Origin of the sequence: Alteromonas sp. V450, from assembly GCF_001885075.1 — a bacterium.
Lineage (GTDB): Bacteria > Pseudomonadota > Gammaproteobacteria > Enterobacterales > Alteromonadaceae > Alteromonas.
The window spans coordinates 577,066-590,180 of record NZ_MODU01000004.1; the positions used below are offsets into that span (position 1 = coordinate 577,066).

The 13,115-nt window shown below is 40.9% G+C and carries 10 protein-coding genes, 1 tRNA gene and 1 pseudogene; 9 read left to right on the forward strand and 3 right to left on the reverse strand.

What is annotated here, in order from left to right; all coding sequences use genetic code 11:
- Window positions 1-7: 7 nt before the first annotated feature.
- Both hppD and hmgA read right to left on the reverse strand, forming a co-directional pair.
- Window positions 8-1,081, reverse strand: a complete 1,074-nt coding sequence (gene hppD, locus BK026_RS02600) for a 4-hydroxyphenylpyruvate dioxygenase (protein ID WP_071814413.1) — start codon at window positions 1,079-1,081, stop codon at window positions 8-10.
- A 282-nt stretch (window positions 1,082-1,363) separates the two neighbouring features.
- The gene (gene hmgA / locus BK026_RS02605) at window positions 1,364-2,659 is read right to left on the reverse strand and encodes a homogentisate 1,2-dioxygenase (RefSeq protein WP_071814414.1); all 1,296 of its coding nucleotides are present in this window, start codon (window positions 2,657-2,659) and stop codon (window positions 1,364-1,366) included.
- 310 nt (window positions 2,660-2,969) lie between these two features.
- Here hmgA and BK026_RS02610 point away from each other — a divergent pair, with 310 nt between their 5' ends.
- The 6 genes and pseudogenes from BK026_RS02610 (at window position 2,970) to BK026_RS19475 (ending at window position 8,427) form a co-directional block, all read left to right on the forward strand.
- Entirely contained in the window at window positions 2,970-3,398 is a 429-nt protein-coding gene (locus BK026_RS02610; RefSeq protein ID WP_071814415.1) for a MarR family winged helix-turn-helix transcriptional regulator, read from the forward strand.
- Window positions 3,399-3,607: 209 nt separating this feature from the next.
- A complete protein-coding gene (locus tag BK026_RS02615) occupies window positions 3,608-4,681 on the forward strand; it encodes a patatin-like phospholipase family protein (protein ID WP_071814416.1) in 1,074 nt (357 codons plus the stop codon).
- Between the two features lie 158 nt (window positions 4,682-4,839).
- Window positions 4,840-4,916 (forward strand) — tRNA-Val (locus tag BK026_RS02620).
- A 947-nt stretch (window positions 4,917-5,863) separates the two neighbouring features.
- A pseudogene (locus BK026_RS19750) lies at window positions 5,864-6,296 on the forward strand (ISAs1 family transposase); the annotation flags it as partial.
- Between the two features lie 304 nt (window positions 6,297-6,600).
- Complete coding sequence (locus BK026_RS02630) at window positions 6,601-7,155, forward strand: hypothetical protein (RefSeq protein WP_071814417.1); 555 nt, start codon at window positions 6,601-6,603, stop codon at window positions 7,153-7,155.
- A 54-nt stretch (window positions 7,156-7,209) separates the two neighbouring features.
- Window positions 7,210-8,427, forward strand: coding sequence for a hypothetical protein (locus BK026_RS19475; RefSeq protein ID WP_143142075.1), 1,218 nt, complete (start codon window positions 7,210-7,212; stop codon window positions 8,425-8,427).
- A gap of 92 nt (window positions 8,428-8,519) precedes the next feature.
- Here the strand turns inward: BK026_RS19475 and BK026_RS02640 are convergent, their stop codons facing one another.
- The gene (locus tag BK026_RS02640; RefSeq protein ID WP_071814419.1) at window positions 8,520-8,942 is read right to left on the reverse strand and encodes a helix-turn-helix transcriptional regulator; all 423 of its coding nucleotides are present in this window, start codon (window positions 8,940-8,942) and stop codon (window positions 8,520-8,522) included.
- A gap of 150 nt (window positions 8,943-9,092) precedes the next feature.
- On the opposite strand from BK026_RS02640, the gene BK026_RS02645 reads away from it, so the two are divergent.
- From BK026_RS02645 to BK026_RS02655, 3 genes are read left to right on the forward strand one after another with little or no spacing between them, the layout of a single operon-like run.
- A complete protein-coding gene (locus tag BK026_RS02645; RefSeq protein ID WP_071814420.1) occupies window positions 9,093-9,617 on the forward strand; it encodes an RNA polymerase sigma factor in 525 nt (174 codons plus the stop codon).
- Window positions 9,610-10,029 (forward strand): hypothetical protein, encoded by a 420-nt coding sequence (locus BK026_RS02650; protein WP_071814421.1) that lies wholly within the window; start codon window positions 9,610-9,612, stop codon window positions 10,027-10,029. Before BK026_RS02645 ends, BK026_RS02650 begins: the two co-directional genes overlap by 8 nt.
- The gene (locus BK026_RS02655; protein ID WP_071814422.1) at window positions 10,013-13,036 is read left to right on the forward strand and encodes a CHAT domain-containing tetratricopeptide repeat protein; all 3,024 of its coding nucleotides are present in this window, start codon (window positions 10,013-10,015) and stop codon (window positions 13,034-13,036) included. The genes BK026_RS02650 and BK026_RS02655 overlap by 17 nt, the downstream gene beginning before the upstream one ends.
- Window positions 13,037-13,115 lie beyond the last annotated feature (79 nt).

Sequence of the window (13,115 nt, forward strand, 5' to 3'; positions counted from 1 at the left end):
TAAATCATTATTTGGCAAGTACGCCACGATTTAATTGGTCACGTTCTATCGACTCAAACAATGCCTTAAAGTTACCTTCACCAAACCCATCGTCTTGTTTTCTTTGAATGAACTCAAAGAAAACTGGGCCGAACACGGTTTCTGAAAATATTTGTAACAATAGTCTGGGTTCGCCATTTTCAGTGGTACCGTCAAGCAATATGCCGCGTTTTTGTAATTCGCCAACATTTTCGCCGTGGCCAGGCAACCGTTCTTCCAACATGTCGTAATAAGTATCTGGCGGTGGCGTCATAAACTTCATTCCTTTTGCTTTGAGCTTATCTAAACACGCCACTAGGTCGTCGCAGGCAAAAGCAATGTGCTGAATACCTTCACCGTTGTATTTCATTAAGAACTCTTCTATTTGACCGCCGCCACCAACCGCTTCTTCGTTAAGTGGAATGCGAATTTTCCCATCAGGAGCGGTCATTGCTTTTGACAACAGTCCGGTGTATTCGCCTTTAATATCGAAGTAACGAATTTCTCTAAAGTTAAACAGCTTTTCATAAAAGCCTGCCCAAAAGTTCATACGCCCGCGATACACATTATGTGTTAGGTGATCCAGCGTGTGGAAACCACATCCCTCAGGGTGACGATCTACGCCCTCAATCCAGTTAAAATCGATATCATAAATGGTGTTTTCACCTTGATAGCGGTCAATAAGATAAAGCATTGCACCGCCTATGCCTTTAATGGCAGGAAGTTTCAATTCCATCGGGCCAGTATGCGTATCCATGGGCTGAGCGCCGCGCGCTAGCACTTCTTTGTATGCTTTTTGAGAGTCTTTCACGCGAAATGCCATACCACAAGCTGAGGGACCGTGTTCCTCTGCGTAATAAGAGGCATGACAATTTTTCTCGTAGTTACTTAAAAGGTTAATATCGCCCTGGCGCCACAGTTCTACTTCCTTCGACTTGTGTTTTGCGACACGAGTGAAACCCATTGCTTCGAAAATGGGCTCCAGCATGCCTTTCTTCGGTGCGGTAAATTCTAAAAATTCAAAGCCATCTAACCCAATTGGGTTTTCAAACAAATCTGCCATAGGGAATATTCCTTAACGTGGAGCTTTATATTTTGTTGGTTGATTGTAATCGCGGTGTAAAAATAGAGGCAACAGAGGCTGATTCGGCGCGTTACACGATTGGAAAGCAAAAGTGTAACGAATAGTTTTCATAGCAGTGCTTATGAAAGAATAATACCATGCGCTACCGGTGTATCTGTTTGATTTTGATTTATTTTGTCGTTTCGGTGCGCTTTGGGGTGTTGTTCACTTTTCAGTACGGCAAAGGGAAAAAGGCATACACCACCTTTCTCCCATTTGTTCTTAAAGCTTGCCGTCGAAGTACTTTTTCAGGCCTTTCCAGCATGCAAGGTAATCTTTTTGCCTGATATCACTGGACATAGCAAACGGTGTTGGTGCTATTGGGTAGCGAGACTCGAACATAAACGCAAGGGTATTTTCATAGCGCTGTGGCGTTAATTCTCCTTGAGACGCTTTTTCAAATACTTCAGCTTCAGGGCCATGTGGCGTCATGCAATTGTGCAAGCTCATTCCTCCTGGTACGAAGCCTTTTTCTTTAGCATCGTATTGCCCCTCAATTAATCCCATAAATTCACTCATCGTATTTCGGTGATAGTAGGGCGGGCGGAATGTGTTCTCAGCAACCATCCAGCGGGGAGGAAAAATAACAAAATCCACATTTGCGGTTCCCTCTAAATCGGAAGGAGAGGTAAGAACAGTAAATATCGACGGGTCTGGGTGATCGAAGCTTACGGTGTTCATTACATTGAAACGAGATAAATTATATTTGTAAGGCGCAGAATTTCCCACCCAGGCAACAACGTCAAAAGGCGAATGATCAAGCTTTGCCTCAAATAAGTTGCCGCAAAATTTGTTTACCATTCTATGCGGAGTATCGTTATCTTCAAACCACGCTGTTGGGTAGCAAAAATCTCGTTGGTTAGCATAGCCATTTGCACCTACGGGGCCACGCTCAGGTAATACAAAGGGATGGCCATAGTTTTCGCATATGTAGCCCCGAATAGCTCCGTCGATTGGTGTTACCGCGAAGCGGACACCTCGGGGAATAACGGCTATTTCACCCACCGATAAGTTGAGTTTTCCAAACTCAGTGGTGATAAGCATGTCGCCAAACTGTGGGACAAAAAGCAATTCACCGTCGGATGAATAGAAAACACGGTTTTGCATATCAGCATTGGCACTGTAGCAATGAATGCCCATTCCCAGTTGCGCTTTGGCGTCGCCATTAGTAGCAATTGTGACAAGAGAGTCTACAAAATCGATGTCTTTTTCAGGAAAGGGAACGGGATCCCATCTAAGGACATTGGGGGGGCAATGTATTTCGGTCTCGGGGGCAGTTCTTATCATGCCGTTGTCAATTTTTTGAAAGTCGCTCATTGCAATAGATGGACGTAGGCGATAAGTCCAGCTGCGACGGTTTTCTGCTCGAGGTGCGGTGAATGCGGTACTACTAAACTGCTCAGCATAAAGCTTGTAGTTAACCTTTTGGGGGCTGAATTGCCCAACAGGAAGTGCCCCTGGCAACGCTTCAGTTTCATGTTCGTTATTGAAACCCTTTAAATACAACAAATTATCCATACACCCTCTCTTAGGCAGTCACAGCTTTTGGCTTGATATCCTTAGCTAACCGATAAAATAGTTACAAATGAAACTATGTGGTTTAGGCTAGAGGTAAATAAAATGTAAATCAATATCAAGGGGTGAGTGGATGAGCTGGGACGAGAGTATTTTCTGGTGCGCTAGCTTTACACCTTTTGTTTTTAAGTCCTTATAACATTGCGTTTAATCAAGAGTGTTTACGTGTGTTACTGCCAACAGAAAAACATAGTGTTTATTCAACACGCCCCAAGAGTCGTATATTGAGTATCGTAAAAAAAGAGCAAAGACTATGCAGTTAGAAGACATGCTTGCTTATAAAGTGGCAATGCTTGCAAGCGATTTAAGCGATTCGCTTGCACAAGAATATGCCACATATCAACTTACAAGGTCTGAGTGGCGAATTTTAGCCACACTCGGGGCGTTAGGTAATAAATTGGGTAAGATTTCACTAACTTCTAAAGATATCGCTACGGAAACGCGACTTGATAAAGTTCAGGTATCTAGAGCACTTGAGCGCCTAGCTAAACGTAATGCCATTGAGAAACGTTCCAGCAAACGGGATAAACGGGCGACGTTGATCTCGCTTTCGGTAGAAGGCAGGAAAATTTACCACGCTCTTTTGCCTAAAGTTGTTTGTTGGCAAAATGAACGCTTAAAGAATATCACTGAAGATGAGTATCAAATATTTCTAAAAGTGATAGACGCACTTAAGCCTTAAAAAACGGGTAAAGCCGTTGATGGCTCTGGTCTGAACAGATGTAAGGCTATTGCTATAAAGGTTACTTTCGCTGCTTTAGCTGTTAAATTTCACCGAACTAGTCAATTCAGGTAGTTATTGTTGGATTTACAAATAACGGCATTTACTCCCTGAAATGGTAGCGCGATTTGTTAATAGCGCTTAATCAAAAAACGTTGCAAGGAAATTGAGTGGCCCCTTTAGAGATATACGCTGGTAAAAAAGCACGTGAGACCATAATGAAAAACGGGTTTTCACCTGAGTTATTTAGTTATTTCTTAGGTGCTTCAGGCGGCCCAAAATGGTTTTCATTGGCAGGCTTAGATCGCGTGCTTTTTCCCGAGTGGTTTGCCAACGTGAACCATCAAATACACGTAGTAGGTTCATCTGCCGGGGCGTTCCGAGCAATCTGTGCCGTTCAAGATGATCCATTGGCTGCCATAAACCGCCTTGCGACTTCTTACTCGACGACTACCTACAGTGAAAAACCAACACCAAGAGAAATTACCGCGAAAGCAGAGGATTTATTGTTGGAAATGGTTAACGATATTGGCAAACAGGAGGTGTTAACAAATTCACGTTTTAAAGCACACCTGATTGTAGCAAAGTGTTTAGGCGCGACACGGTTTGAGAGTAAGTTTAGACAACTTTCTGGGCTTGCCATGAGCGCAGCTGCTAACGCCTTTAGCCGTAAGAATTTGTCGCGTCTTTACACACGTTATGTTTTCTCTACGCCGAACACCGACTTTGTTATCAACGATCCTTACCACATACCTACGAAATACCATGATCTAACGCAGGGCAATATACATAATGCATTGTTAGCATCTGGCTCAATTCCTATAGTTATTGAGGGTATACCGCAAATAGAAGGGGCCCCTGAAGGCATGTATCGCGACGGTGGTATTGTTGACTACCACTTCGATTTATCATTTGGACCTGATGAAGGCTTGGTGTTATACCCGCACTTTTATGAAAAGCCTATTCCGGGATGGTTTGACAAAGGCTTAAAGGGTAGGGTGCCGCACCAATCGAGCTACGATAATGTTGTAATGCTCGTTCCGTCGTCATCGTTTGTTGCTAACTTGCCTTACAGCAAAATTCCCGATAGAAAAGACTTTGAGGTGCTCGATGCAGATACGCGCATAAAGTACTGGCAAACAGTACTGCAAGAAACCGACAGGCTGGGTGAATATTTTATGCGTGCGGTAAGTGATGGTACGTTAGTCGACGCTATCAAGCCGCTTCCCTTCAAGATGATTTAAGTATTGGATGGTTGGTGAAGAAAGTGGCTAATTGCTGTCAAATTAGTCACTTGAACTCGGTTTCGTGAAGTTTTTCTTGCAGGCAGCGCTTGTGCTGAGTATCATACGCGCCGTTGTTCGGCATTCGCTTACCTTTCAGGTGCAACACAATACAATATGCGTCTATAGCTCAGTTGGTTAGAGCGCTACCTTGACATGGTAGAGGTCCCCTGTTCGAATCAGGGTAGACGCACCATCTATTTTTCCAAAAATATTCATAGTAATTAAGCGCTTAAATGCATAGATTGTCCCTTGGTAATCTTTTTTTGCTAGTCCTCTGTGAAGAGTAATCCGTAAGCTTAGTTCAAATATCAGTTTTTTCGGCATATTCCAGCATTCTCGTGGGTTTCAAGGTGGAAGAATGTTACCGAGGCGCCCTTACTAGTATGACCACAAACCGTATTGGCTTCGCCTATTGATGTGAACGAAACGCCCATCACCTTTTGGGTTTATCCCGATACCGCGATACCCTCGCTCCATAAAGAAGTGAAGAAGTTTGATTACATCCTCACCAGCCCGCGCACAATCACCTGCGTAGACAGACTAATCACCAGACTATTTCTTGCACATTGAATTACCCTAGTTCATTGTCACTGACTGAAATGTTAAATAACAAGTCCATCCATTTTGCTGTACGAATTTACTAATGGCAGATAATAATTCTATCTAACAATCAATGGTAAGTTCGCTATACGGCAATCACTTTTCGATTTGGATAAATTTTTTCTACTGTCAAACAAAAAGTGTATGTTTTGCCTTCACAGGCTTATTTATCGTCCGCTAAAAGGAAACTAGCGCTTAAAGTAAACATTTGAATTTGGTTATATTTCGGACTAATTTGAACTTTCTTGAGTAATACACAGGAATAATTTTTTTATCACATTATTGCTTTAGCAAAGGAAAATAAGGATTTTTTATGAGACTTAAAATAAGTGTCATATTTTTTGTTTACTGATTTCAGATTTCTCGAATGCAGAAGGGAAGTGGGATAACTTTGGACAAGGTGCGTTACGAGAATTTAGCGCTTACTGCATAAGAATGCGTGATAAAAAGCAGAAATATGATTTATGTTCGGCAAACTCTATCGTGCGATGAAATGTTAGTCTACAGCAACCTTAACAAGTATGAGAAACAGCTGTTTTTATCGCAGGTGCCAAGGGCTGGGAAGAGATTGAAGACGTTGGTGATTTGCACTTCAAGTGGTTCACCGACAAAGGCTTATTCAAAAATAGTTTACCAGTACATGACACTATCGCTCGTGTAGTACCTAGAGTAGATATGGAGCAAATTCAGCGTTGTTTTATTGATTGGATGAAGTCAGTTACCGAATTATCAGACGGGGAACTGAGCCATAGGCGGTAAGCGGCTTTGTGGCTCATACTACTGTGAACACAGGCAATAAGCCATTTACATGGCGAACGCCTTTGCCACCGAAAACAACATAGTACTGGGTCAGGTCAAAACACAAAGCAAGTCGAATGAAGTGACGGCCATGCCCGCGTTACTTCAGCTTTTAGACATCAAGGGTTGCCTCATATCAATAGATTTCATGGGTTGCCAGACTGCGATTGTAGAGTAAATTGTCGATAGCGGCGGCGATTATCTGCTTGCCCTGCTTCACTATCCAATCAAATTGTTTCCAAAAAACTATACCTACATTCAGTAGAAGTTTGTTTTTCCTATTGCCATTATTGAACAAGCTCTTATTACGTTAGCACGCAGCGCTTTTATTTTTAAAAAAACTTTTTTTAAAGACTATCTATATGTCGACTTCAACATTATTGAATGGACTCAAAGTTGATTTCGTGGCGTTAAGATTTCTAGATGAAAATAGCGTTTTTGAATAAGGGTAAATGGAACCTAAAATATAAGGATATATTATGAAACTATTATGCAATTCGACTTACTGTATTACTGCCATCTCACTTCTGTTAAGCCCTTCGTTAGCTTTAGCTAATTGGCAGGCTGAATTTCCGGAGAATGCGGAAATTATCGAGGTTTCAACGCCATATTACAAAATGGCAGGTTGGGAAGAGGCATGCAGCGGCGGATTTGAATGCAGAAGTTTTCTCAATCAATTCACCAGCGCATTGAGTGAAAATTCTGTACTAGAAAACATGCGAGAGTTTGACGCGCTTTCAAAGGGCTTTGACGAAACAGACGCAGAAGAAGCCAATGAGGAATGTTCTAATGGTTATACTCGACAAGAAATGGCCGATGCATTTGTCGAAAAATCTCTTCATATAGCAAAGCTTAAAAGTACATGGGGATATTACTTGAACATTGAAGCAACGGTGGTGACGACGTATTACAAAAACACCATTTTGGGTGGGGGGTATAGAACTGTTATGGGTGGATTACTTACTTATCTTGGCGATTCTACGTCGGAAAGATTGAAAAAAGAGTACGAACAGGGAATGGCTACCTGTGACTAATTCTTCAACTCAAAAGCACGCGAGCGATTTATCTATCACTTACGAGGGAGTGTTATGATTCAGAGTATAAGCAATTGGCAGAGCAGCAGTGTTATAAATTTTGTAGAGAAAAGGACGGGTAAAAACCTGTCCTGCCCTCATAAAATTTTACTATTGAGCACTGTTTATGGGCTAATGACAGGCTTGATTATTTCTTCGATTGAAATGGTTATTTCATTTTTAATACATAACCGCCTCAGTCTCTCCTATGAGCCATCTATATTCTTGATATTGTTTTATCAAGGGGCGATTTTTGGTTTTTTGAATTTTACAGTATTGATTACGTCGCATGATATAAAGCGAAGGATAAAGATAAGCGAAACACACAATATTTTTCGTCTGACTTTAGTTTCAGTGTTGTCTACAGTTCTTATATTTCTGATAAGTTTTATCTATTTTGTATACTTCTCTCCAGCCAGATTTATTGAGGCGCCAACTTTATCTACACAGCATTGTCATGCCCCTCATTGTTTTACCGTTTCGCGCACAACGGCTGCAAGCGCCGATAGTACTCCTTTAGAGGATATGTCTTATCAACCAGCAGAAACTAGCGGTGGCATTGGCAATGCGAATAAATTCAAACACCTAACAAAAAAAGAGTTTGATGAATACCTCGAAGCCACAGGATTTGACGAGTTCAATATAGAAAGCACGTCAAAAAAAATAGCATCCTCAATGGGAGAAATAAGCCTTTTCTCGGAAAAAAGTAAGGTTGATTGGAACCAATTTTTAGAAGAGCTTGAACAAAGTACTATCGAAAGCCCTAGGTATGCAGATATTAAAATAATGTCTGCGCTGATAAATGAAGCGCCATTTGAAATAGTTTTAGAGATTATGAACAGAGGTCATCAGCTTAATGGTAGCCATCTGTTAACTCTTGCTTCTTACTTCAATGTAGATGAATTTAAAAAGCTCGAAAATTACGGGGTCGATCTTTCATTACCCTCTGGAGATGGTTCTAATGTGCTGGTTAGATCCTTACTAAACAAAGCGGGACCTGAATTATTTGAGTATTTACTTTCAAAAGATGAATTGGTACTCAATGATGATATCGATATTGTAAAAGAAGTACTAATGCTCTCTGGACGGTTAAACAGGCCTGTCAAATACGTAAAAATGTTGATTGAGAGGGGAGCGCCAGTTACGGAGGATACGAAAAAATGGATAGAAAGTGATTTAAGAGAAAATAACTTTAAATACTATGCGGTAGTAAAATCACGATTAATGCTCTGAATCACAGATGTTTTGCAACGCTGCGCAATTGAGGGTCTTTTCATAGCCAAGCGTTTTTGACGTAACGCTTGCTCTTTGGCTTTTTATTGAAGCTAACAGTCTACCTGTATTGATGTGATATCCTGAGTCACGTGATTCAAGGCATTGCTTAACTTAAATGTAATAGGAGAAATGCCCTCAATTTTTTTAAATTGAGAAGAAAAGTGTGAATGGCTACAGTAGCCAACGAGTATAGACACATCGCTGACAGGTATTCCTTTGCGAAGCAAAATCTTGGCGCTCTGGATCCTGTATTTTTCTATGAGGTCGAACGGCGATAATTTGAACAACCGCATGGACTTTCTGCGCAGTGAACGTTCTGACATATGCATACACACAGCAAAGTCCTTCACTCTAATTTCATTGTTATCAAAATTGTTTTCTAAAAATTTAGCGGCCTTGTGAATGCAAAGCCTAGTACCGCTATCTGCGTGAATCAAAGTTAACTCTCGATTTAGAAATGCTATTGCCTTCATGGTGTGCGTCCGTTCTACAGTTTTAGGTAAAGACGGTGCAATATCATTTTTGGGGTTAATTGAGTTCCAGTTTAAAACTGGTTAACTTTTTTTGGTTGTCTGGTATGTTAGGGAAACCTTATTTGTTGTTGAATCATTGCGCTACGTAACATGAATGACAGAGAACTAATAAAACAATATTTAAATGGCTCTGATAATGCGTTCGACCTTTTTTATAAGAAATATAAAGACAAGGTATTTAGGTATGCGCTTGGTGTTTTGTGTGATTACACTCAAGCGGAGGAAGTAGCCGCCATAAGCTGGAAAAAGTTTGTAGAAAAAGTCGAGACTATAAATGGCGAGCCAGGGGGCTACTTATTTGCAATTTTGCGGAGTAAGGTGCTTGATAGTTTTAGGTGTTCATCAATTAATAAAGGTGACGATGTTTGTACTGATGACCTAGAAGCATATGTTGGTAATATTGACCACGCAGAATTGGAAATTGTTTTTGAAGAGTTACGCGCGTTGCCACTATTACAGCGCGAAGTCGTGTTGCTCAAACATATCGGTGGCTACACGGTAAATGAAATTGCATCGCTCCATGATGTAAGTAACGAAACGGTAAAAAGCCGATTGCGGTATGCTTTAGAGAAACTGAGATGTCGGCTTAGATTAGTAGGAGGTTATGATGATTGAAGATAATCTTAAAAAGCTTGAGTCAGTTACCTCTTCTGAAAGGCTCGATAACGCTGTTTTAAGAGCAGCCCACAGTAAACAGCGGGCTCATACCAACAATACTCGACCTGCTAGCGTGTCCGGCTTTTCGCTGCTGGTGGGTTTCGCTTTTGGCGTTTGCTTTGCCTTTATTTTTGCCTTCAACTTTTTTGTTAATGAAGAGGTGCCCTTTGTTGTTGACGTTCCTACAATGACTACGCGAGGTAACACAATTCAAAATACGCAAATTGTTGACCTTCGTACGCTTACATTGCCTGAGCAAAAAGACTTGGCCATTGAGCTACTTATGATGGAGAAATATGAAGAAGCGCTTGTGGTGACCAATTGGATAGATCAACATAAAAAAGAAGACGAAGATGCTAAACCTCGTTAGGTGTTTCGTCGCTTTCATTTTACTTTTTTGTGTTATCGATACGGCTGGCGCAAAAACCTCTAGTCGCGTTGATGTTGGCGTGTTTCTTACGAATGAGCGAAAAATTGCCGAGCTATACGACAACGGGCGAGCCGATGATGCGGTTGAAGCGGCCAAACGCTTATTGTTAGAAAGCTTAAGCAGCAACAAATTCTCTGATAGGGAACTGATAGATGCTTACGAAATTTACGCCTCTTACTCCAATCGCTTACACCGTTTAAATGCAGACACATTAGATATAATGCGAGAGTACAATGCGCTAGCGTTGCGTGTTTTAGACCCTGACTCTCCAAAGGCGCTAATGGCATCCACCATGCTGGCAAAGAATTACCTCGCGCTTGATAGAATTGATGAAGCGTTTGCCTTATTAAGCGAGGCAGATAAGCACTTTTCAATAGATGATGATGGCGCAGGCGCTTATTATTTATATTCTTTTAAACATTCTTTTGCTACGTATTTCTTTAAACAAAGAGCGTACGAATCAGCACTAAAAGAATTTACAACGGCAAGGCGCATTGCAGAGAAATTTTTGAAAGGCCATACGCCGGATCTACAAATAAGCTTAAATAATATCGGTTTGACGCTACAAAAATTGAATCGACTTGATGAAGCCATTGATATTTACCGGCAGATTGAAGCGATGGCCAAGGCTGAAAAAAAGACCGACAGTCCAGAGCTCTTAGCGACTAAAATTAATATTGCTGCAATACATTATCGTTTGAATAGATTCGGCCAAGCGGCGCAAGAATTCGAAGCATTGCTACCGTTGTCCAATCTTTTACATGGCTATAATAGTCCAACTACTGCAACGCTGTTGAATAATCTTGGTGTAGTTTTCTCGAGATCAGGCAACTACGAAAAAGGCGTTGACTATCATTTAAAAGCGCTCGACTTAAGAAAAGAGCTGTTCGGTGCTAGTAGCGTTGTTGCGGCAAATTCACATGCTAATATAGCGAAAGGCTATCTCACTCTTGATGACAAGCGGGCAATCGAACATGCCCAAAAAACACTGGCTATAAGAGAAGAAAAGTGGGGTAAAGACTACCCCGATAGAGCATTAGATGAAATTGTACTAGCGCAAACCTATGAGCAAGCTAGCCTGCTGGATGATGCAAAAGATATTTACGATAGCATATTGGAAACGGAAAATGCTGCCGCGTTGAACGATGTGACAAAATTAATTGCGTTAACGAGGAGAGCCTCTATTGCAAAGCAGAAAGGTCAGCTAGACGAAGCTACCTTCTTTATCAAGCAAGCAATTTCGATTAAGGTAAAATTTTCCGAGCAAGGGTTAAAAAATGCCTTTGCAGAAGCTGCTGAAATTTTTCAGCTAAAAGGAGAGAGTAGCCAAGCATTACAATACTCAAATATTGCGGTAAGTTTCGCTTGGGAAGAATTTGCTGAGATGTTGAGTAATAAACCCGACATTTCACCGAGTTACGTAGAGCCAAATATTCATTTGCTTGAAAGTCACTTGTCGCGATTATTAAACCAGCCTCTATCTGAACAAGTTAAAGAAGAAGCATTTTTGTATTCACAGATCTTGAGGTTGTCTGAAACGTCTATATCGCATTGGAAGGGAATATCAAAAACATCCTCTTCTTCTGAATTAACGAATCTCAAATACCGTAAACAGCTGTTAGAACTTAAGCTATCAAAACTAAATAGTGAACTTTTTAAACAAATTAACAACCTAGAATTTGATGAATTACTGACTCAAGACTTGAACAAAGCCAATAAGCAACTGGCGGAAATCTCTGAAAAAATAAAATCGATAGAAAAAAGTGAAGATATGGTTGCGATGGTTTCTATTTCTGATGTGCAGTCCGTGCTTGAAGAGAACGAGGTGTTTGTTACATTCAATATTATCGACAATATCAAAATTGTATGGGCCATCTCTAGAGACGAAGCTGTGGTTAAGCATATTCGTAACGCGGTTGATATTGACTCAATGGTGAGCCAGTTAAATAGTGGGTTGCGTTTGAACGAATCAGGCCGACTTGCTGATACTCCCATTTTCAATAGCGAACTTTCATACGCGCTCTATGATGTTTTATTCACACCGATATTCGAAAACTTTGAACAGGTAGATGAACTCATTTTGGTGCCTGATAGAACATTGAAAGCCCTTCCTATTAACGCGTTGGTTTCGAATTTGAATGGCCAGAGTGTTTCACATTTTTCAGAGTTTTCTAATTATGGAAAAATGACATGGCTAATTGACGCTGTATCTGTTTCTTCCGTGTCTACGGCGGCAAATTTTTTGAAGATAAGAACGCAAGGATATAAAAACAAAACTGGTCTCCTAAGTTTTTCAGGAATAGGAGCACCAATTTCAAAAACACCCAATAAAGAAGGTGAGGCAACACTAAGAGCGGGATATGACGAGATTAGTGCGCTTCCGGAATTAAAAAATGCGAAGCAAGAACTACAGAGACAAGCTGAACTTTTTGAAAATCGCTCTTCTTTGCTCGTAGGTAAAAGAGCGACGATAGCGGCAACACAGAACGCGTTAGAAAAGTCGAACTCAGTGGTTTCATTTGCTACGCATTTGGTAGAAGGTGAGGAATCTGGTCTCTTATTATCTTCTGATGAGGCTTTTACGCTTTTAACAGCCGATGCCATATCTTCATTTGATATCCGTGCTGATGTGGTTTTACTTGCAGCATGCGATACCACACGTTTTGAGATAGCGCAAAATAGCTTGTATTCACCACTAATAAACAACCTGTTACGCTCCGGCGCACAAACGGTGGTTGCAACACAATGGAATGTAGAAGATGAAGCAATTTCCCGCATATCTGTGGAAATGTTGGAAAATGCATTATCCAAGGGTCACTCTATCTCTAAATCACTTTCATTGAGCATGAGATCTTTCAAAGCGTCGAACAAAAATACTTTCAAATCACATCCTGCATTTTGGGCGCCAGCTGTCATTATTGGTGATAATCGGGCATTCAAGCGGTAATTCTTTACACTGCAATATAAAGTAAGCTGTTACTTGAACGTCGTTTTTTATCTTCATGCTACAAAAATACGTTAATTCC

Excerpts from the sequence above, each read along its gene's own strand:
- hppD (WP_071814413.1), bottom strand. The coding sequence starts at position 1,081 with ATGGCAGATTTGTTTGAAAACCCAATTGGGTTAGATGGCTTTGAATTT.
- hmgA (WP_071814414.1), bottom strand. The coding sequence starts at position 2,659 with ATGGATAATTTGTTGTATTTAAAGGGTTTCAATAACGAACATGAAACT.
- BK026_RS02655 (WP_071814422.1), top strand. The coding sequence starts at position 10,013 with ATGCTAAACCTCGTTAGGTGTTTCGTCGCTTTCATTTTACTTTTTTGT.
- BK026_RS19475 (WP_143142075.1), top strand. The coding sequence starts at position 7,210 with ATGATTCAGAGTATAAGCAATTGGCAGAGCAGCAGTGTTATAAATTTT.
- BK026_RS02640 (WP_071814419.1), bottom strand. The coding sequence starts at position 8,942 with ATGAAGGCAATAGCATTTCTAAATCGAGAGTTAACTTTGATTCACGCA.
- BK026_RS02610 (WP_071814415.1), top strand. The coding sequence starts at position 2,970 with ATGCAGTTAGAAGACATGCTTGCTTATAAAGTGGCAATGCTTGCAAGC.
- BK026_RS02645 (WP_071814420.1), top strand. The coding sequence starts at position 9,093 with ATGAATGACAGAGAACTAATAAAACAATATTTAAATGGCTCTGATAAT.
- BK026_RS02650 (WP_071814421.1), top strand. The coding sequence starts at position 9,610 with ATGATTGAAGATAATCTTAAAAAGCTTGAGTCAGTTACCTCTTCTGAA.
- BK026_RS02630 (WP_071814417.1), top strand. The coding sequence starts at position 6,601 with ATGAAACTATTATGCAATTCGACTTACTGTATTACTGCCATCTCACTT.